18 protein-coding genes and 1 pseudogene are annotated in these 20,046 nt (G+C 66.5%); 11 read left to right on the forward strand and 8 right to left on the reverse strand.

Going from position 1 to position 20,046, the window contains the following annotated elements; all coding sequences use genetic code 11:
- Positions 1 to 66: 66 nt before the first annotated feature.
- Positions 67 to 259, reverse strand: a pseudogene (locus tag ACZ5TO_RS04025) (bifunctional diaminohydroxyphosphoribosylaminopyrimidine deaminase/5-amino-6-(5-phosphoribosylamino)uracil reductase RibD); the annotation flags it as partial.
- A gap of 104 nt (positions 260 to 363) precedes the next feature.
- On the opposite strand from ACZ5TO_RS04025, the gene ACZ5TO_RS04030 reads away from it, so the two are divergent.
- The 5 genes from ACZ5TO_RS04030 (at position 364) to ACZ5TO_RS04050 (ending at position 6,805) form a co-directional block, all read left to right on the forward strand.
- Entirely contained in the window at positions 364 to 1,482 is a 1,119-nt protein-coding gene (locus tag ACZ5TO_RS04030) for an AI-2E family transporter (protein ID WP_464799636.1), read from the forward strand.
- 30 nt (positions 1,483 to 1,512) lie between these two features.
- Positions 1,513 to 2,199, forward strand: a complete 687-nt coding sequence (hdaA, locus tag ACZ5TO_RS04035; RefSeq protein WP_464799637.1) for a DnaA regulatory inactivator HdaA — start codon at positions 1,513 to 1,515, stop codon at positions 2,197 to 2,199.
- 271 nt (positions 2,200 to 2,470) lie between these two features.
- Complete coding sequence (locus ACZ5TO_RS04040) at positions 2,471 to 4,690, forward strand: RNA degradosome polyphosphate kinase (protein WP_343059575.1); 2,220 nt, start codon at positions 2,471 to 2,473, stop codon at positions 4,688 to 4,690.
- Positions 4,691 to 4,700: 10 nt separating this feature from the next.
- Positions 4,701 to 6,224 carry a Ppx/GppA family phosphatase gene (locus ACZ5TO_RS04045; RefSeq protein ID WP_184145949.1) on the forward strand — a complete coding sequence of 508 codons (1,524 nt, stop codon included), beginning with the start codon at positions 4,701 to 4,703 and terminating at the stop codon, positions 6,222 to 6,224.
- Positions 6,221 to 6,805 (forward strand): DUF922 domain-containing Zn-dependent protease, encoded by a 585-nt coding sequence (locus ACZ5TO_RS04050; protein ID WP_464799638.1) that lies wholly within the window; start codon positions 6,221 to 6,223, stop codon positions 6,803 to 6,805. The genes ACZ5TO_RS04045 and ACZ5TO_RS04050 overlap by 4 nt, the downstream gene beginning before the upstream one ends.
- 166 nt (positions 6,806 to 6,971) lie before the next feature.
- On the opposite strand, the gene rnd is transcribed toward ACZ5TO_RS04050, so the two are convergent.
- From rnd to ACZ5TO_RS04080, 6 genes are all read right to left on the reverse strand, one after another.
- Positions 6,972 to 8,117, reverse strand: a complete 1,146-nt coding sequence (gene rnd, locus ACZ5TO_RS04055) for a ribonuclease D (protein ID WP_464800328.1) — start codon at positions 8,115 to 8,117, stop codon at positions 6,972 to 6,974.
- Between the two features lie 291 nt (positions 8,118 to 8,408).
- Positions 8,409 to 9,800 (reverse strand): multicopper oxidase family protein, encoded by a 1,392-nt coding sequence (locus ACZ5TO_RS04060; RefSeq protein ID WP_464800329.1) that lies wholly within the window; start codon positions 9,798 to 9,800, stop codon positions 8,409 to 8,411.
- 77 nt (positions 9,801 to 9,877) lie between these two features.
- The gene (locus ACZ5TO_RS04065; protein WP_464799639.1) at positions 9,878 to 11,107 is read right to left on the reverse strand and encodes an MFS transporter; all 1,230 of its coding nucleotides are present in this window, start codon (positions 11,105 to 11,107) and stop codon (positions 9,878 to 9,880) included.
- A 221-nt stretch (positions 11,108 to 11,328) separates the two neighbouring features.
- The gene (locus tag ACZ5TO_RS04070; RefSeq protein ID WP_184145943.1) at positions 11,329 to 11,703 is read right to left on the reverse strand and encodes a response regulator; all 375 of its coding nucleotides are present in this window, start codon (positions 11,701 to 11,703) and stop codon (positions 11,329 to 11,331) included.
- Positions 11,672 to 13,624, reverse strand: coding sequence for a PAS domain S-box protein (locus ACZ5TO_RS04075; RefSeq protein ID WP_464799640.1), 1,953 nt, complete (start codon positions 13,622 to 13,624; stop codon positions 11,672 to 11,674). The genes ACZ5TO_RS04070 and ACZ5TO_RS04075 overlap by 32 nt, the downstream gene beginning before the upstream one ends.
- Positions 13,625 to 13,718: 94 nt before the next feature.
- Positions 13,719 to 14,210: a MarR family winged helix-turn-helix transcriptional regulator gene (locus ACZ5TO_RS04080; protein ID WP_464799641.1), complete on the reverse strand. Its 492-nt coding sequence runs from the start codon at positions 14,208 to 14,210 to the stop codon at positions 13,719 to 13,721.
- Positions 14,211 to 14,328: 118 nt separating this feature from the next.
- On the opposite strand from ACZ5TO_RS04080, the gene ACZ5TO_RS04085 reads away from it, so the two are divergent.
- The 5 genes from ACZ5TO_RS04085 to ACZ5TO_RS04105 all read left to right on the forward strand — a co-directional run bounded on the left by ACZ5TO_RS04085 (position 14,329) and on the right by ACZ5TO_RS04105 (position 17,638).
- Complete coding sequence (locus tag ACZ5TO_RS04085; RefSeq protein WP_184145937.1) at positions 14,329 to 14,751, forward strand: organic hydroperoxide resistance protein; 423 nt, start codon at positions 14,329 to 14,331, stop codon at positions 14,749 to 14,751.
- 127 nt (positions 14,752 to 14,878) lie between these two features.
- Positions 14,879 to 15,055, forward strand: coding sequence for a hypothetical protein (locus ACZ5TO_RS04090; RefSeq protein WP_184145935.1), 177 nt, complete (start codon positions 14,879 to 14,881; stop codon positions 15,053 to 15,055).
- A gap of 266 nt (positions 15,056 to 15,321) precedes the next feature.
- On the forward strand, positions 15,322 to 15,696 hold the full coding sequence (locus ACZ5TO_RS04095; protein WP_184145931.1) for an MbcA/ParS/Xre antitoxin family protein: 375 nt from the start codon (positions 15,322 to 15,324) through the stop codon (positions 15,694 to 15,696).
- Positions 15,656 to 16,405 (forward strand): RES family NAD+ phosphorylase, encoded by a 750-nt coding sequence (locus ACZ5TO_RS04100; protein WP_464799642.1) that lies wholly within the window; start codon positions 15,656 to 15,658, stop codon positions 16,403 to 16,405. The genes ACZ5TO_RS04095 and ACZ5TO_RS04100 overlap by 41 nt, the downstream gene beginning before the upstream one ends.
- A gap of 78 nt (positions 16,406 to 16,483) precedes the next feature.
- Positions 16,484 to 17,638 (forward strand): MFS transporter, encoded by a 1,155-nt coding sequence (locus tag ACZ5TO_RS04105; RefSeq protein WP_464799643.1) that lies wholly within the window; start codon positions 16,484 to 16,486, stop codon positions 17,636 to 17,638.
- Between the two features lie 179 nt (positions 17,639 to 17,817).
- On the opposite strand, the gene ACZ5TO_RS04110 is transcribed toward ACZ5TO_RS04105, so the two are convergent.
- Complete coding sequence (locus tag ACZ5TO_RS04110; protein WP_184145928.1) at positions 17,818 to 18,207, reverse strand: hypothetical protein; 390 nt, start codon at positions 18,205 to 18,207, stop codon at positions 17,818 to 17,820.
- Positions 18,208 to 18,443: 236 nt separating this feature from the next.
- On the opposite strand from ACZ5TO_RS04110, the gene ACZ5TO_RS04115 reads away from it, so the two are divergent.
- Positions 18,444 to 20,003, forward strand: coding sequence for a helicase HerA-like C-terminal domain-containing protein (locus ACZ5TO_RS04115; RefSeq protein WP_464800330.1), 1,560 nt, complete (start codon positions 18,444 to 18,446; stop codon positions 20,001 to 20,003).
- Positions 20,004 to 20,046: the final 43 nt, after the last annotated feature.

The raw sequence follows: 20,046 nt of genomic DNA on the forward strand, positions 1-20,046 counted from the left end.
AAGTGCAAGGAGAATGCCGGTATTGCGGGGATTTTTTCACTGGATTGCGGGGATCGGCGGCGCGGCGGCGACACCCCCCTCTGCCCTGCCGGGCATCTCCCCCACAAGGGGGGAGATTGGATGGAGGGGCGTTTCGCCCATCTTTCACGTCGCAAGTTGAGCGGGGTGCTCGCTTCTTGCCGATTTCCCTCCTTGTGGGGGAGATGCCCGGCAGGGCAGAGGGGGGTGAACCGCAAGGCACCGCGCACAATGGGGAAACCGAGGAAAACATGGCCCCACGAGACCATTTCCCCGCCCAGCCTTGACCTTTCTCAGGCGCGCATCCTATCTCCTCATGCAAACGGCAAACACGGGAAAAGCGCGATGGCAGCCCATATCAGCGGCGCGGGACTGAAGCGGCAGGCGATCTTCTGGCTCATCGCGCTCGCCTTCTTCGTGCTCTTCCTCCTTATCTTTTCCGATATCCTGCTGCCGTTCATCGCCGGCATGGCACTCGCCTATTTCCTCGATCCGGTGGCCGACCGGCTGGAGCGCATCGGCCTTTCGCGCATGATGGCGACGGTGGTGATCCTCATCACCTTCGTCGTGCTCTTCGCCCTGTCGCTGATGATCGTCATCCCGCTATTGGCAACCCAGGCCGCCGATTTCCTGGAAAAGCTGCCGGGCTACGTCACCCAGCTCCAGCAGCTCGTGGCGAGCTTCAACCCGGACCTGCTGCCGAAATGGATCGGCAGCCAGATGGGCACGATCAAGGAGAGCTTCTCCTCCATCCTCGCAGAGGGCGCGGGCTTCCTCGGCACGGTGATGAAGCAGCTCTGGAATTCCGGCATGGCGCTGGTCAACATCGTCTCGCTTCTGGTCGTCACCCCCGTCGTCGCCTTCTATCTGCTGCTCGACTGGGACCACATGATCGCCAAGGTCGACAGCTGGGTGCCGCGCGACTATGTCGACAATGTCCGCCAGATCGCCTCCGAGATGGATGCGGCGATCGCCGGCTTCGTGCGCGGGCAGGGCTCCATCTGCATCATCCTCGGCCTCTACTACGGCATCGGGCTCTCCTTCGCGGGGCTGAATTTCGGCCTTTTGATCGGCCTTTTCGCCGGCGTCATCAGCTTCATCCCCTATGTCGGCTCGCTGGTCGGTCTGGTGCTGGCCATCGGCGTCGCCGTCGTGCAGTTCTGGCCGGATTACTGGATGGTCGCGCTCATCGTCGTCATCTTCTTCTCAGGCCAGTTCATCGAGGGCAACATCCTCCAGCCGAAGCTCGTCGGCTCGCGGGTCGGGCTGCATCCGGTCTGGCTGATGTTCGCGCTGGTCGCCTTCGGCGCGCTGTTCGGCTTCGTCGGGCTGATGATCGCGGTGCCGGCGGCCGCGGCCGTGGGCGTGCTTGTCCGCTTCGGCCTCAGCCGCTACCTTGACAGCGACCTCTATTACGGGGCCAGCAAGCCCGTTCTCCTCGAAGAGAGCACGCCGGAAGAATAACGGGCCGCAAACGTGTATCCGAGTAAGACCATGACCCCGCGCAAGACCGCCGAACAGTTGCCGCTGGCCTTCGGGCACGACCCCGCGACGGGGCGCGACGACCTTTTGCTCGCAAAGCCGGTGGACGCGGCCGTGGCGATGATCGACGCCTGGCCGCACTGGCCGGCGCCCGTCGTGGTCATCGCCGGCCCCGTCGGCTCGGGAAAATCGCATCTTGCCGCCATCTGGCGCGAGAAGGCCGGCGCGGCGCTGGTGTCAGTCCGGCCGGGCGAGGGCGCTGAGGCGGCCGCCGAGCGCGGCCCCGTCCTCATCGAGGATGCCGACCGCGCCGGCTTCGACGACCGCACGCTCTTCCACGTCATCAACAACGTGCGCCAGCACGGTCACACGCTGCTGATGACCAGCCGGCTGTGGCCGATGTCCTGGCCGGTCGAGCTTGCGGACCTGCGCTCGCGCCTCAAGGCCGCGACCGTGGTGGAGATCGGCGAGCCGGACGACGAACTCCTCTCGCAGGTCATCGTCAAGCTCTTCGCCGACCGCCAGCTCTTCGTCGACGACAAGCTGGTCGCCTATATCGTCGCGCGCATGGAGCGCTCGCTGGAGGCCGCCCAGACGCTGGTGGACCGCCTCGACCGCCTCGCCCTTTCCCGCGGCAGCCGCATCACCCGCGCGCTCGCGCAGGAGGTGCTGGGCGAAATGGTCGGCGGGGAGGAGTAGGGGCGTATCCCGGAGTACCCCCCTCTGCCCTGCCGGGCATCTCCCCCACAAGGGGGGAGATCGGCAAGAGGCGAAAACCCCACTCAATCGGCAGCGTCGGATAGGGGCGAAACCTCGCTCCATCCAATCTCCCCCCTTGTGGGGGAGATGCCCGGCAGGGCAGAGGGGGGTATTTCACGGCGTCGCCCCCCTTATTCCACCACCCCGGATTGACTGTCACAGTTCCGTCGTCAAACTGGGATAGGAGCCGGGTGACGGTCAACGGGCGGAAATGGAAATGGATACAGCGACTTCGGACCTTGCTCAGGAAAAGCCCGCCGGCCGTGCGGCGCCGGAGGGCGCAGGCGTCGACATCGAGGCCCTGATGGCGAGCCCCGAGCGCTTCATCAACCGCGAATTCTCCTGGCTGCAGTTCAACCGCCGCGTCCTCGAGGAGACGCTGAACACCGCCCATCCGCTGCTGGAGCGCGTGCGCTTCCTCTCCATCTCGGCGGCCAATCTCGACGAGTTCTTCATGGTGCGCGTCGCCGGCCTCGAAGGGCAGGTGCGCCAGCGCGTCGGCATCCGCAGCCCGGACGGCAAGACCGCGGCCGAGCAGCTCGACGATATCCTCAAGGAGATCGACAATCTCCAGATGGAGCAGCAGGCTTCGCTCGCCGTGCTCCAGCAATACCTCGCCAAGGAAGATATCCTCATCGTCCGCCCGACGGCGCTGTCGAGCGAGGACAAGGTCTGGCTCCAGCAGGAGTTCAACCAGTCGATCTTCCCGGTGCTGACGCCGCTCTCCATCGATCCGGCCCATCCCTTCCCGTTCATCCCGAACCTCGGCTTCTCCATCGGCCTCCAGCTCGAAAGCACGATGGGCAAGGAGCCGATGACGGCGCTCCTGCGCCTGCCGGTCGCGCTCGACCGCTTCATCCGCCTGCCGGATGCCGGCGGGGCGATCCGCTACATCACGCTGGAGGATGCCGTCGGCCTCTTCATCGGCCGGCTCTTCCCCGGCTATATCGTGCGCGGCTCGGGCACCTTCCGCATCATCCGCGACAGCGATATCGAAGTGGAGGAAGAGGCCGAAGACCTCGTGCGCTTCTTCGAGACGGCGCTGAAGCGCCGCCGCCGCGGCTCGGTGATCCGCATCGAGACCGATTCCGAGATGCCGGAATCGCTGCGCCGCTTCGTGGTCGGCGAGCTCGGCGTGCCGGACAACCGCGTCGCGGTCCTTCCCGGCCTGCTCGCCCTCAACACGCTGTCGGAGATCGCCAGGGCCCCGCGCGAGGACCTGAGGTTCGAGCCCTACAATGCCCGATTTCCCGAACGCGTCCGAGAGCACGCCGGAGACTGCCTCGCCGCCATCCGCGAAAAGGACATGGTCGTCCACCACCCCTACGAGAGCTTCGACGTGGTGGTCCAGTTCCTTCTCCAGGCTGCGCGCGATCCTGACGTGCTGGCGATAAAGCAGACGCTCTACCGCACCTCCAACGACAGCCCCATCGTGCGCGCGCTGATCGATGCCGCCGAGGCCGGCAAGTCGGTGACGGCGCTGGTCGAGCTGAAGGCCCGCTTCGACGAGGAGGCCAACATCCGCTGGGCGCGCGACCTGGAGCGCGCCGGCGTGCAGGTCGTCTTCGGCTTCATCGAGCTGAAGACCCACGCCAAGATGTCGCTGATCGTGCGCCGCGAGGAGGGCAGGCTGCGCACCTATTGCCACCTCGGCACGGGCAACTACCATCCGGTGACGGCGAAGATCTACACCGACCTTTCCTTCTTCACCTGCAATCCCACCATCGCCAACGACATGGCGAACATCTTCAATTTCATCACCGGCTACGGCGAGCCGGAGGCCGGCATGAAGCTCGCCTTCTCGCCCTATACGCTGCGCCCGCGCATCCTGCGTCACATCGACGAGGAGATCGCGCATGCGAAGAACGGCGCGCCGGCGGCGATCTGGATGAAGATGAATTCGCTGGTCGATCCCGAGATCATCGATGCGCTCTACCGCGCGAGCCAGGCGGGCGTGGAAGTGGACCTCGTCGTGCGCGGCATCTGCTGCCTTCGCCCGCAGGTTCCCGGCCTTTCGGAGAACATCCGCGTCAAGTCCATCGTCGGCCGGTTCCTCGAGCATTCCCGCATCTTCTGCTTCGGCAACGGCCACGGTCTTCCCTCCGACAAGGCGCTGGTCTATATAGGCTCGGCGGACATGATGCCGCGCAATCTGGACCGGCGGGTCGAGACACTCGTGCCTCTGATCAACCGGACGGTGCATGAGCAGGTTCTTTCGCAGATCATGCTGGGCAATCTCATCGATAACCAGCAGAGCTACGAGATTCTTGCGGACGGAACGTCGCGGCGCATGGAAGTGCAGCCCGGCGCCGAGCCGTTCAACGCTCAGCACTACTTCATGACCAACCCCAGCCTGTCCGGCCGGGGCGAGGCCCTGAAGTCCTCGGCACCGAAGGCGATCGCGGGCTGGCAAGGCCGCCGGAAGAAATAAACGGATCTGCATGGTCGAATCTGAAGCCCAGGGGCGTTTGCCTGGAATTGCCCCGGTGTCGGTCGTGGATATCGGTTCCAACTCGATTCGCCTCGTCATCTACGAGGGCATGAGCCGGGCCCCCGCGATCCTCTTCAACGAGAAGGTCATGTGCGGCCTCGGCAAGGGGATTGCCAAGACCGGCCGCATGGATCCGGCAAGCGTCGAGCGGGCGCTGGCCGCCCTGCACCGCTTCAAGGCCCTTTCCTGGCAGGCCCGTACCTCCACCATGTTCGCGCTGGCGACCGCCGCCGCGCGCGAGGCGGAGAACGGGCCCGATTTCATCCGCCGCGCCGAGGCGATCCTCGGCCAGAAGGTGCGCGTGCTGACCGGCGAGGAGGAGGCCTATTTCTCCGCCCTCGGCGTCGTCAGCGGCTTCCATGATCCCGACGGCATCGTCGGCGACCTCGGCGGCGGCTCGCTGGAACTCATCGATGTGGCCGGCAACGCCATCGGCAAGGGCATCACCCTGCCGCTCGGCGGCATCCGGCTTTCGGAAGCCTCCGGCGGCTCGCCCGCGCAGGCCCGCATCGTCGCGCGCAAATACCTGCGCACCGCCAACCTCCTCAAGCACGGCGCCGGCCGCGCCTTCTACGCCGTCGGCGGCACATGGCGCGCCATCGGCGCCCTGCACATGGCGATACAGAACTATCCGCTGCACATGATCCAGGGCTACGAGCTCGGCTTTTCCGACGCCATGGACTTCCTGACGGATATCGTCACGGCCAAGGACCAGAAGGACCCGGCCTATTCGGCGATTTCCAAGGGCCGCCGCAATCTCCTGCCCTTCGGCGCCGTCGCCCTGCAGGAGACCATCGCCATCATGAAGCCCGCGCGGGTCTTCTTCTCCGCGCAGGGCGTGCGCGAAGGCTATCTCTATTCGCTGCTGCCGGACCGGGAGAAGGCGCGCGACCCGCTCATCGCCGCGGCGAGCGAGCTTGCCATCCTGCGCGCCCGCTCGCCAGAGCACGCCCGCGAGCTTGCCGAATGGACCGGCCGCATGATGCCGCTCTTCGGCATCGCCGAGACGGAGGAGGAGCGCCGCTACCGCGAGGCCGCCTGCCTGCTGGCCGACATAAGCTGGCGCGCCCATCCGGACTACCGCGGCCTCCAGGCGCTGAACCTCATCGCCCACGGCACCTTCATCGGCATCACCCATCCCGGCCGTGCCTTCATCGCGCTCACCAATTACTACCGCTTCGAGGGTCTGAACGACGACGCCGTCAGCAGCTCGCTGGCCGGTATCGCGACGCCCCGCCTTCGCGAGCTCGCCAAGCTCGTCGGCGGCCTCCTGCGCGTCGTCTACCTCTTCTCCGCCTCCATGCCCGGCGTCGTGCCGCACCTTGCCTTCCGCAAGGCGAGCCAGCCGGACGTGGACCTCGAATTTGCCGTGCCGGCGGATTATGCCGAGCTTGCCGGAGAACGCCTCGACGGCCGCCTCCAGCAACTCGCCAGGCTCACCGGCAAGAAACTCGCCTTCAAGTTCCTGCGATGAGGGGCCTTTTCCTTGCCGCCGGCCTTTTCTTCGCCACGGGCGCCGCGGCCGCCGACTGGCAGGCCGTCGAGCAGGTGGTGCCCTATGCGGTGACGGGCACGACGGGCCTCGAAATCTACCGGTCGATCGGCGCGAACGGCCCGAAGCTCGGCGCCGGCCGCGTCATCGCCCATACCGGCTTCAAGCTCACCTGGACGCGCAGGTACGAGCGGCAGGGCAGAGCCTGCGTCATCACGGTCAACAGGCCGAAGCTCGTCATCACCTACACGCTGCCGAAGCTGAAGACCAAGCTCTCCGGCCCGGTGAAGGACCGCTGGGACACCTTCATCGCCGGCGTCACCGCGCATGAGAAGGTGCACGGCGATTTCATCAAGGAGCTCGTGCGCGATATCGAGGCGATGAGCGTCGGCATGCGCGTCGAGGACGATCCCGACTGCAGGAAGATCCGCCCTCGGCTCCAGGCCCGCCTCGGCGAACTCTCGAAAGCCGAACGCGCCCGTAGCCGCGATTTCGACAAGGCCGAAATGAGCGACGGCGGCAACGTCCACCAGCTCATCCTGCAACTGGTCGATCCGCGGTAGCGCCCAAGACCCTCTATGGGCTGAAGACCCCTCCCCAACCCCTCCCCACAAGGGGGAGGGACTTACCCCTCGGCACGCTCGGCATTCAAAAATCGATGGAAAAGCAGACTGCTAGCCTTTCTCCCCCCTTGTGGGGGAGATGCCGGCAGGCAGAGAGGGCCTTCGGTTAAAGCTCCACCGCCTCGATCTTCTTGTCGATGAAGCGCAGCGCCACCTTGCCGGAGATGAGGTTGAGGGCGGTTTCGCCGAAGAGGTCGCGGCGCCAGCCGCTGAGGGCGGCGACGTCGGCGTTCTCGCCGTCGACGGCGATCTTTTCGAGGTCGTCGGAATTGGCGATGATCTTGGCGGCGACGCCCTGCTTTTCCGCGACGATCTTCAAAAGCACCTTCAGCATCTCGCTGGCGGCGGCCGCGCCCTCCGGCACATGGTTCTGGCGCGGCAGGCGCGGCAGGTCGGCCTTCGGGATGGCAAGCGCCTCGCCGACGGCCTCGAGCAGCGCAGCGCCCGATTGCGAGCGCTCCCAGCCCTTCGGGATGGTGCGAAGGCGCGCCAGCGCCTCGGCGTCGGCCGGCTGCTGCTGGGCGATCTCGTAGATCGTGTCGTCCTTGAGGATGCGCGAGCGCGGCACGTTGCGCGCGCGCGCCTCGCGTTCGCGCCAGGCGGCGACCTTCTGCAGGACGGCCAGTTCCATCGGCTTCTTGACGCGCATCTTGAGGCGCTTCCAGGCGTCGTCCGGGTGCAGGTCGTAGGTGTCGCGCGATTCCAGGACCGCCATTTCCTCCGTCAGCCACAGCGAGCGGCCGGCGCTTTCCAGCTTCTCCTTGAGCGCGAGATAGACGTCGCGCAGGTGCGTGACGTCGGCCAGCGCATATTCGAGCTGCTTTTCGGTGAGCGGCCGGCGGCTCCAGTCGGTGAAGCGCGAGGACTTGTCGATATGCACGCCCTTGATCTTCTGCACGAGCTGGTCGTAGGAGACGCTGTCGCCGAAGCCGCAGACCATGGCGGCGACCTGCGTGTCGAAGATCGGGTGCGGAATGAGGTTGCCGCGGTTGACGATGATCTCGATGTCCTGCCGCGCGGCGTGGAACACCTTCAGCACGGCGGGGTTGGCCATCAGCTCGAAGAAGGGGGCAAGGTCGATGCCCTTGGCGAGCGGATCGACGATCACCTCGGTCTCGGGCCCGGCGAGCTGGATGAGGCAGAGCTCCGGCCAGAACGTCGTTTCCCGCAGGAACTCCGTGTCGATCGTCAGATACTCGGAACGGGCGAGCGTCTCACAGGCGTCGCGAAGGGCTGCGGTTGTCTCGATGATCTGCATGGCGGGCTCGGGCGCAACTTTCTTATGTTTTTGATGGGGCAGCTTTAGACGGTCCACGGTTTTGCCACAATCAAAAACTTGCCCGCCTGCAACCGGAAAGGGGTGTCGCGGGCGCTGCGGGCGGGGCGTGGATCCTCGGGTCGAGCCCGAGGATGACGGAGGGGAGGAGACGGTTTCCGTCCATCTGGCGATGCGGCATGCAGAGGGGGCCTTTTTGTCGAGCCCTCCCTTTCTTCCGTCATCCTCGGGCTCGACCCGAGGATCCACGGCCGCACGGCACGCCCGTCACGTCACCCGCACATAGCTCGTCATGCCGGTCTTCTGGTGCTCGATGATGTGGCAGTGGAACACCCAGTCGCCCGGATTGTCGGCGACGAGGGCGAGCTGCACCTTTTCGTCGGGCTGGATGAGGTAGGTGTCGGAAAAATGCGGGCGGATCGCCTGCTTGTTGGAATTCATCGGCCGGAAGACGAGGCCGTGCAGGTGCAGCGGGTGAAGCTGCGGCGTCGGGTTCTCGACGTTGAAGATGTAGGTCCTGCCCGCCTTCATCTCGGCGAGCGGGGCGGTCGGGTCGCCTGAATCGTCCGCCCACGGCACCTTGTTGATGGCCCAGAAATTGTAGCCGAGCGAGCCGCAGATGCCGTCCTTCGGACGCTCCTCGGCAGACGCGCTGAGGATGAAAGGGATTTGCGTTGCGGCGGAAAGGTCGGGCTCGGGCAGGGGATTGGCCGCCAGCGCCGCCAGGTCGCGCACGTCGCGCTTCAGGGAGGCGCCGACGGCCCGGAAGCTGGCGAGCGCCGCCGGCTTCGTGCCGCGCAGGTCCCTCAGCACGGCGACCGTACCTTCCGCATCGGGCATGCGCAGGGCAAGGTCGAGCCGCTGGCCGGGGCCGATCATCAGGTGGTCGAGCGCGAAGCGCTCCTCGACGGGATTGCCGTCGCGGGCGATCACCGTGGCCTCCGCTCCCTCGACGGAAAGGGCGAGGATGCGGGTGACGTCGGTCGCGGCAAGGCGCAGGCGCACCAGCCCGCCCGCCGGCGCGTCGTATTGCGGCGACTGGCGCCAGTTGGCGGTGCGCACCGTGCCGAAGGTGCCGGCGCGCGCGGCATCGCGTGGGCGGAACTGGGCGATGAACTGCCCGTCGCCGCCGAGCCGCCAGTCGCGAAGGTTCAGCACGATCTCCGCGTCGAAGGCGGGATCGGACGGGTCTTCCACCACGAGGACGCCGGCAAGGCCGCGGCCCATCTGCGTGAGCGTGTTGCAATGGGGGTGATACCAGTAGGTGCCGGCATCGGGCGGGGTGAAGGCATAGTCGAAGCCGTCGCCGCCGTAGACATAGGGCTGGGTGAGGAAGGGCACGCCGTCCATCCTGTTGTCGATGCGAAGGCCGTGCCAGTGGATGGTGGTCGGCTCGTCCAGCCGGTTGTCGAGCCGGAGCGCGAAGGGGTCCCCCCGGCGAAGGCGCAGCACCGGCGGCACCTCGCCGTCGCCGTAGGTCATCGCGCCCTTCGTCGGCCCGTGCTCGGTCAGCATCGCCTCGGTGCGGCGGGCGGCAAGGCTGGTCGCGGCTTTTGCGCGCGCAGAACCGCCGAGATTGCCGGCAAGGCCGATCCCGCCGGCATAGGCCCCGGCAACGAGTGCGCCCTTCATCAGCGTGCGGCGTGTCAGCATGGCAATCCCTCCGGTGCTCGCCCCGCTTCTAAACCTGAGACGGCCGCTCAGCAATAAGCGGCGGCCACGCGGATTGCCGCAGTTTACGTCTCCCGGTCGGGCGCGGCGAGCTTGTTGAAGAAGAGCGAGGTGCGCAGGAGCGCGCGGAAGCGGCTGCGCCGCGGGCCGGCGGGCACGGGCGGCCGCGCGCCCATGCGCAGCCCCGTATAGGCCATGAAGGCGACGAGCACGACGGCGGTGTAGAGGAAGAGCGCCGACGGGCCGAATGCCTCCAGCAGGATGGAGGCGAAGAGCGGGCCGATGATCGCCCCGCAGGACCAGAAGAACAGCAGCCCGGCCGAGACCAGCGCATGCTCGCCTGCGCCCGCATGGTCGTTGGCATGGGCCGAACAGAGCGAATAGAGCGGCATGGCAAAGGCGCCGAAGACGAAGATGCCGACCATGTTCTTCCATTCGTTGCCGCCGGCAAGGAAGGCGAGGTAGAGGGCGGCGAGCGTCGAGCCGAGCGTGGCGACGAGGATGACGAGGCGCCGGTCCAGCCGGTCGGAATAGATGCCGAGCGGATATTGCAGCACCACGCCGCCGACGATGCCGGCGCTCATGAAGCTGGCGATGGCCGTCACCGAAAGGCCGATGTCGTGCGCGTAGATCGGCCCGAGATTGCGGAAGGCGGCGTTGGTGAGGCCGACGACGATGCAGCCGATGGTGGCGAGCGGCGAGATGTTCCAGAGCTTCTTCACGTCGAAGCGGATGGCTTCCGGCACGGTGGGGCTGGAGCGGTCCGCCAGCGAGATCGGCACCAGCGAGAGCGAGAGCGCCATGGCGATGATGGCGAAGAGGTCGAAGCCGCCGATGCCGACGCCCGCCATGACATATTGCGCGGCCGTGACCGAGCCGAGGTCGACGAGGCGGTAGAGCGAGAGCGTGCGCGCCCGGTTGGCATTGGTGACGGCGGCGTTCAGCCAGCTTTCGACGGTGGCGAAGAGGCTGGCGATGCAGATGCCGGTCACAAGCCGCAGGGCGAACCAGAAGAAGGGATCGATGACGAGCGCCATGGCGATGGCAGAGGCGGACGCGATGGCCGCCATGGCCGCGAAGGTGCGGATATGGCCGATGGCGCGCAGCACGCGCGTCACATAGATGCAGCCGATGGCGAAACCGATGCTGTAGCCGGCGCCAAGGAGGCCGATCAGCGCGGTGGAGAACCCCTCCTGCGAGGCCCTGAGCGCAATGAACGTGCCCTGCAGCCCGTTGCCCCCGATCAGGATGCCAGCGGTGACGAGAAGGGGAATCAGCGGGCGAAGCGTCGACATCGCGGCACTATGGCGGAGGTTTTGCGGAAAGGGAGAGGGAAAGCGTGGCGGGTGATGAAATTTTGGGCGGCGTGCCCTTGCACCCCCCTCTGGCCTGCCGGCCATCTCCCCCACAAGGGGGAGATCGGCTTGGGGCAAGGCGGTGCCACGATTCAATCTCCCCCCTTGTGGGGGAGATGGCCGGCAGGCCAGAGGGGGGTGGCTTCACCCCGAAGCGTCAATTACTCCAGCAGCTCCGCCATCACACGCAGGTGATCCGCCTGCAGCGGCTTTTCGAAGTAGCTCTTGACGAAAGCGTATTGCATGGCCCGCTCGCGGTCCTTGCCGAGGTGGGAACTGGTGAGCATGGCGACGACGGGGGCGTGCACCTCGAATTCCTCGGCATAGCGGTCGAGAAACTCGAAGCCGTTCATCACCGGCATGTTGATGTCGAGGATGATGGCGTCCGGCGTCTCGCGGCGCAGCACGTCGAGCGCTTCGGTGCCGTCGAAGGCCTTGATCACGCGGATCGACGGATCGAACTTGCGGATCGTGTATTCGCAGATGAACTGGTCGTTCTCGTCGTCATCGACGACCAGGATCGAGTGGATTTTCATTATGGTCCCCGTCGGGCAGTTCGATGATGAACCGGCTGCCCTTGTCTTTTGCTTCGTAAAGGGCGGTCCCGCCGAGGGATTCCGCACTCTTTCTCAATATGTAGAGGCCGAGCCCGCTGCCGAAGGATCGGTTGGGGTGCAGCCGTTTGAACATCTTGAACAACAAATGGCGGCTGGCGGGCGGAACGCCCAGGCCGTTGTCCTCCACCGACAGCCGCACCCTGCCGGCATGGCGGACGGCGCGGACGTCGATCGCCGGCTCGGCCTCCTTCGGGTCGTGATACTTGACCGCGTTGGAGAGCATGTTGCCGACGATGACCTGGAATTTCGATGGCTTGCTTTCGATTGTCAATTCCGCCGGCACATGATTTTCGATGCGGATCCGCTTGAACTCGTCGAGGTGGGAGAGGGCGTCGATCGATTCGGCGACGAGCGCGCGAAGGTCGATCGGCTGCGTGTCCTCTTCCATCAGCCGGTTGCGCGTGATGGTGATGATGTTCTGGATGAGATGGTCGAGGCGGCGGAAATTGCCCTCCATGCGCTGGAGCGTCTGGCCGAGCGCGGGAAGGTCGCCCTCCGCCAGCATGTCGCGCGAGATGCCGAGGAGGCCGAGCGAGGAGGCGATCGGCGAGCGCAGGTCGTGCGAGGTGCGGTAGGCGAATTCCTCCAGCTCCGCATTGGCGTCGAGCAGCGCCTGCTCGCTCGCCTTGCGCTCGGAGATGTCGCGCACGGTGCCGCTGTAGAGCACGGTGTCGCCGAGCTCCAGCTTGGCGACGGCAAGGTCGAGCGGGAAGGTCGAGCCGTCCTTGCGCCGGCCCTCCACCTCGCGGCCGATGCCGATGACCTTCGCCTCGCCGCCGCGCTGGTAGTTGGCGATGTAGCGGTCGTGCTCGCTGCGATAGGGCTCGGGCATCAGCATCTTGACGTTGCGGCCCACCATCTCCTCCGCGCCGTAGCCGAAGATGCGCTCCGAGGCGGGGTTGACCGACAGGACGACGCCGCGCTCGTCGATGGTGATGATGCCGTCCACCGCGTTGGCGATGATGGCGGCAAGGCGGATGCGGTGGGCGGCGAGGTCCGCCGCCATCGCCCGCGAGCGGCGCGAGGAGAGGTAGAGGTGCACCATCAGGCCGCCGTAGAGCGCAGCGGAAATCAGCACCAGCGAGGAGAGCGTCGAGCGGGCGTTCGTTCCCCCGCTGGAAAACGTGATGCCGAAGGAGGATTCGTAGCGCGCCAGCTCGAAATAGGTCATGGCGAGCAGGAGGAGGTAGCTGAGCGCGCCGAGGGCGCCGGCCAGCACCGCCCGGTGGTAGCCCGCCGGCTCCTTGCCGGAAAAGATGATGGCGATGGCGAGGATGAAGAAACAGCTCGCGCTCTGCAGCGACATGCGCGTGAAGCGGATCCAGTCATGCGCGAAATCCAGCGCGATCACATAGCCGAGCAGCGCGACGGCGGCGATGACGAAGGTGGCGAAGCCCAGTCCCACCGGCACGAGGCCGTTGCGCCGCTGCAGCGCGCGCAGGCCGAGCGCAAGGCTCGTCAGCATGAAGCACAGCGCCGTGTTGGGCGCGATGCGCCCCGGCACGCTGGTGCCGATGTCGACGAAGGGCGCGTTCAGCGCCGTGTCGATGCCCGTGTCGATGCCGAAGAGGTGCTGCGACAGGGCCGCCGCGCCGTAGAGGAAGACGAGCGCCAGCATCAGCGCCGGCAGGCGGTGGAATTCACGCGCGGCAAGCAGGAGCGCGACGCCCATGACGGAAAAGGCGAGCGCCGCGTTGAACTTCATGCCGAAGACGGCGGGATGGTCGGCGGCGAGCTCCGCCGGTTTGGCGAGCCACAGCGCCATCATGGCGAGGCCCACGGCAAGGCACCACAGGCCCGCCATGATATTCGCCTTCTTCCACGACCATTCCCTGTTCATCCGGCCCCCGCGGCGTTCCCTCCCGCCGCGCGCACTCTAGCGCGAAGGTTGAATCGCGAACAGGTCCCGTAAGGTGATGCCGGCAAGAAATCCGTCAGGCCGCGTCGTCGTGCGCCTCGCCCGTCTCCAGCCGCCGCGTCAGGGTCTGGAGCTCCGCCGTCAGCGCCGTGAGGGCCTCGACGGAGCAGCCGGTCGCCTTGCCGATCTCCATGCGGATGGAAAGGGCCTCGTGCCGCATGGCGCGGCCCTTGTCGGTTAGGGTCACCAGCACCTGCCGCTCGTCGCTCCTGTCGCGGGCGCGGTGGATGAAGCCGGCCGCCTCCAGCCGCTTGAGGAGAGGGGAGAGCGTGCCGGAATCGAGCCCCAGCGTCGCGCCCAGCGCTTTCACCGTGCGCCCGTCCTCCTCCCACAGCGTCATCAGCACGATATATTGCGGGTAGGTAAGGCCGTAGGGATCGAGCAGCGGCTTGTAGGTGCGGTTGAGCGCATGGGCCGCGGCATAGACGGCAAAGCAGAGCTGCTGGTCGAGCGCCAGCAGGCCGGCGGAAATGTCGTTCGTCTCAGCTTCGTCACGTTTGTCGTTCATCCTGTTATTATCGCAGGAAAGGCGCAAAATTGCAATTTGCAAAATCATATTGCGCGCAATCTAATTTTACGCTATTGAACTGCCATCATCATCAACGACGGAACGGAAGGAGACATCCATGCCCATTCTCTACAGGACCAAGGCTCATGCAACCGGCGGGCGCGCCGGCCACGGCGCAACCGAGGACGGCACCGTCGACGTGACGCTGACCGTGCCGAAGGAACTCGGCGGCGACGGCGCGACGGGCGCCAACCCGGAAAAGCTCTTCGCGGTCGGCTATTCCGCCTGCTTCCTCGGCGCGCTGAAGTTCGTCGCCGGCAAGGAGAAGGTGAAGATCCCGGACGAGGCCAAGGTGACGGCGACCGTCGGCATCGGCCCGCGCGAGGACGGCGGCGGCTTCGGCATCGAGGCTTCGCTGGAAGTCTCCGCGCCGGGCGTCGACAAGGCCGTCCTTGAAGACCTCGTGAAGAAGGCCCACGTCGTCTGCCCCTACAGCCACGCCACGCGCGGCAACCTCGACGTCAAGACGACGATCGCCTGACCGTTCCGCAGGGCCGCCGGCATTCCCGGCGGCCTTGTTCCTCAAGGAACAGCGCGGGGCGGGGCGATATGGGACATTCCGATCACCGGATGAGAGAGGCTCATCCTCAAGAGATCAGGAGAGACCCATGCGCAAGATCATCGTTTCCGCCGCCATTGCCGCCATCGCCGCCGTTTCCTTCGCCGCGCCCTCCGAAGCCGGCTACTACAGCTACGGCTACAAGCCGCACTGCTTCATCAAGAAGGTGAAGTCCTACGATTACTACGGCAACGTGATCGTCAGGAAGATCAAGGTCTGCCGGTAACGCCCAGCGCCGACCTCCCCGAAGCCCCGGATGCTGCCTGCGTCCGGGGTTTTTTGGCGTGCCGTGGGGCGTGGATCCTCGGGTCAAGCCCGAGGATGACGGAGGGGAGGAGAAGGATTCCCCTCCATCAGGTGCTGTGGCATGTTTGACGTGGCGGCATTCGGCGGTGCCGCTTTTGCCCGCTTCTCCCCTCCTTGCCTTCACGGTCAAGCTCTTGTCATTAGAAAAATAGATCCTATATTCTTTCTCATGAAAGGAGCGTCCCCATGCACCGCAAACCCGCACCCCAAATCGACGAAGGCACCGTCCTCACCAAGGCGGCCGTCAATGCGGCGGAGCGGCTGGGGTTGACGGCGCGCATCCTCTCGGCGGTCATCGGCGTGTCGGAGGCGACGGTGTCGCGGCTGAAGCGGCAGGACGTGCTGCTGGAGCGCGGCACGAAGCCCTTCGAACTCGCGGTGCTGCTGGTGCGGCTCTTCCGCTCGCTCGATGCCATTGCCGGCGGCGACGAGACGGTCGCGCGCGCCTGGATGACGGCGGACAACAGCGCGCTTGGCGCGCGTCCCGTCGACCGCATCGTTTCCATTTCCGGCCTTGTCGATGTCCTTGCCTATCTGGACGCCCGCCGCGCTCTCGTCTGAGGCGCGGCCCTTTTCGGGTCCGGTCTGGCGCTTCGTCGAGGCGCAGCACCGCGTCTCGACGCTGAAGCTCGTCGATACGCTGGACGAGCAGGCGCTGCTGGAGGACATCCTCGAAGAGAGCAAGCCCGTGCTGCCGCCCGAATGCGCCGGGCTCGACCACCTGCTCGCCACGCCCTTCCGCTACGGCGCAGCCTATCCGCACGGCTCGCGCTTCCGCCGGGCAGGGCGCACCCTCGGCGTCTACTATGCGGCGCTCTCGGTGGAGACGGCGCTGGCCGAGATGGCCTTCTACCGGCTGCTCTTCTTTGCCGAATCGCCCGCAACCCCGCTGCCGGCCAACGCCGCCGACTACACCGCCTTTTCCGCCGCGGCCGCGACGGAAAGCGCGCTCGACCTCACCCGCCCGCCGCTCGACCGGGATGCGGGCCTGTGGACCCACCCGACCGACTACGCCGCCTGCCAGTCGCTCGCCGACGGTGCGCGCGCGGCAGGCCTTGCCGCCATCCTCTACCGCTCGGTGCGCGACCCGGCCGGCGGCGCCAACATGGCGCTGCTGACGGCGAAGGCCTTCGCCGCGCCGAAGCCGGTGGAGCGCCAGACCTGGCGCATCCGGCTCTCCGCCCTCGGCATGCAGGCGCTGTGCGATCACCCGCCGCGCCGCATCGGCTTTTCCCGCGAGGATTTCCGCGCCGATCCGCGCATCGCCTAGCGCGGGGAGGGCGCTTCCCACGGGGCGTTCCTGCGGATATGGTCGCGCGCCGCCTTGCGATGCGGCAGGGAGCCCTTCATGCAGACCTCGTCTTCGACCGTCCTTTCGCCGGACTGGCCGGCCATTGTCGCCGTCGTGCTCGGCGCGACCGCCTTTTCCGTGGCGCAGGGGCTCACCTATCCGCTCGTCTCGCTGACGCTGGAGGCGCGCGGCTACTCCTCCTCGATGATCGGCGTCAACGCCATCGCCTATGCCGCCGGCATGGGGGCCTCGACGCTGCTCATCGGCGGGCTCACCGCGCGCTGGCGCGCCGACCGGCTCATCATCGCCAGCCTCGCCATCTGCTCGCTCTGCCTTGCCACCTTCGCGGCTTCGGCCTCGTTCACCGTCTGGAGCCTTGCGCGCTTCCTGCTCGGCTTCTTCGCCAGCGTCATCTTCATGCTCGGCGAAGCCTGGCTCAACGCCGCTTGCCCGGACCGGCTGCGCGGCCGCGTCTCCGGCCTCTACGGCATGGGCATCTGCGCGGGCTTCGCCGCCGGGCCGCTCGCCATTCCGCTCTTCGGCAGCGCCGGCGGGCTCGGCTTCGCGCTGACGGCGGTCTATCTCGCCATCGTCGCCTTCGCGACGGGCATGCTGATGTTCTCCACCAAGACGGTGCCGGAGCCGTCCTCCACGGCCGACGTCTTCCGCTTCTTCAAGGCGGCGCCGCTTCTCGTCGGCATGGTCTTCGTCTTCGGCTTCGCCGATATCGCGGCAATCTCCGCCATGCCCGTCTATTTCGTGAAGATGGGCTACAGCGAGGCCTTCGCCGCCGTCAGCGTGACGGTGCTGGCGCTGCCCACGGCGCTTGCCCAGCCCTTCATCGGCGTGCTGCTCGACCGGCTGCCGCGCGAACGGGTGGCGCTCGCCGCCGTCGGCACCGCTGCCGCAAGCTACCTCGTCCTGCCGATGCTGACCTCGGAAATCGCGATCCTGGTGGTGTTCGCCGTGATGGGCGCGGCCGTCTTCTCGCTCTATACCTGCGCGCTGACCATGCTCGGCGAACGCTACAGCGGCGCCATGCTGGTCGCGGGCTCGGCCGCCTTCGCGCTCGTCTATGCGGCGGGAAGCGCCACCGGCTCGGGCCTGACGGGCGCCATCATGGAGGCGGGCGGGCCGACCGCAGGCCCGCTCTCCGTCGGCCTCGGCCTTGCCGTTTTCACCGCCGCGCTGGTGTTTGCGCGGCGGCGGTAGGCAAGAAGATCAATGGTTTGCCCCTCACCCTAACCCTCTCCCCGCAAGCGGGGAGAGGGGACTTGCCCCACGAACGGGTATTGCTTGAGGAAAACGGTGCGTCCTACCCCTTCGCCCCGCTTGCGGGGAGAAGGTCGCGGCAGCGGGATGAGGGGCCGTTGTCGCACGGCCCCACCCGATCAGACGAACTGGCTGAGCCCCGGCACCGAGGCCACGACCTCGTCGACCACGTCGGGCCCGGCATGTTCGCGGGCGACGGCCATGGTTTCCTTGGCAAGGCCGGTGATCTCGCCCATGCCGAGGCCCTGGCTCATGAGCTGCTGGCCGAGCGCCATCACGCCGCCGCCGCCGATGGCGTTCATCAGGCCGCCGAGAAGGCCGCCGCCCGCACCTTCGCCGTTATACTGCGCGACGAGATCGGACGCGCCGGGAATGGCCTCGATCATCTTGGCGACCGGGCCGTCGGCAGCTTCCCGCTGGAGAAAGCCGAGCATCATGCCGATGGCCTTTTCGGCGAGTGCCGGCTCGATGCCGACGGCATCGGCAACGCGGGTGACGAGATCGTTCATGCAAAATCCTCCGAACGAATTGACGTTAACGTCAAGGTAAATGAAATCCCCGGCAAACTCAAGCGGGTGCGGCACGCGGGCGGCCTCATCCGCAAGGCCCTGAAAGCGTGTTGTTTGCCCGCCGGACTATCCTTATAACCTGCGTGAGACGATTCAATGAAAACATGGCCGGGGCGACAACCGGCCGCGAATCGTGAAGGGACCGGCAGCCAAGGAGTTTCAACGTGGCGGAACCCATTCTTCAGGACGGAAAGCTCTATATCGGCACGAGCCGCAAGCCGGACGACACGAACAACAAGCCCGAATATCTCGAGCTGAAGTTCGGCAACCGGCACGGCCTCGTCACGGGCGCGACCGGCACCGGCAAGACGGTGACGCTGCAGATCCTCGCCGAAGGGTTTTCCAATGCCGGCGTGCCGGTGTTCTGCGCCGACGTGAAGGGCGACCTTTCCGGCATCGGCGCCATCGGCGAGGCGAAGGATTTCCTTCAGAAGCGCGCCGACCAGATCGGCCTCACCCCTTACGAGTTCCAGCAGTTCCCGGTGATCTTCTGGGATCTCTACGGCGAGAAGGGCCATCGGGTGCGCACCACCATCTCCGAGATGGGCCCGCTCCTCCTCTCGCGCCTGATGAACGCGACGGACGCGCAGGAAGGCGTCATCAACATCGCCTTCAAGATCGCCGACCAGGGCGGCCTGCCGCTGCTCGACCTCAAGGATTTCCAGGCGCTGCTCAACTATATGGGCGAGAATGCCGGGGCGCTCTCCAGCCAGTTCGGCTTCATCTCCAAGGCCTCGGTCGGCTCCATCCAGCGCGAACTCCTGATCCTCGAGCAGCAGGGCGCCGAGCAGTTCTTCGGCGAGCCGGCGCTGAAGATTTCCGACATCATGCGCACGACGAACGATGGGCGCGGGGCGATCTCGGTGCTGGCCGCCGACAAGCTGATGATGAACCCGCGCCTTTACGGCACCTTCCTGCTCTGGATGCTTTCCGAGCTCTTCGAGGTGCTGCCGGAAGTGGGCGATCCCGACAAGCCGAAGCTCGTCTTCTTCTTCGATGAGGCGCATCTGCTCTTCAACGACGCGCCCAAGGTCCTCACCGAGCGCGTCGAGCAGGTCGTGCGCCTCATCCGGTCCAAGGGCGTCGGCGTCTATTTCGTCACGCAGAACCCGCTCGACGTGCCGGAAACGGTGCTGGCCCAGCTCGGCAACCGCGTGCAGCACGCGCTTCGCGCCTATACGCCGCGCGAGCAGAAGGCGGTGAAGACGGCGGCCGATACCTTCCGCCCCAACCCGGATTTCGACTGCGCCACGGTCATCACCAATCTCGGCACCGGCGAGGCGCTGGTCTCCACGCTCGAAGGCAAGGGCTCGCCCTCCATGGTCGAGCGCACGCTGATCCGTCCGCCGTCCTCGCGCCTCGGCCCGGTCACGGATGCCGAGCGCAAGGAGATCATGGGCGTCAGCCCCGTCGCCGGCCTCTATGACGAGGATGTCGACCGGGAATCGGCCTACGAAATCCTGACGGCGCGCGCCAAGAAGGCGGCCGAAGCCGTCGCCGCGCAGGAGGCCGCAAAGCAGGAGGCGAGCCAGCCGTCCTCCGGCGGCAGCCGCTGGACCTTGCCCGGCTTCGGCGACGAGGAGCCGGCATCGCCTTCCGCCGCAAAGCCCAAGGCCCGCTCCAGCTACCAGCGCGAGACGATCGCCGAAGCCGCGATGAAGTCCGTCGCCCGCACCGTCGCCTCCTCCCTCGGCCGCGCCCTTGTGCGCGGCATCCTCGGAAGTTTGCGGCGGTAGAGGGCTAAAAAGACCCTCTCTGCCTGCCGGTCTTTCCATCAAT

Source organism: Shinella sp. Sh6, from assembly GCF_055392685.1.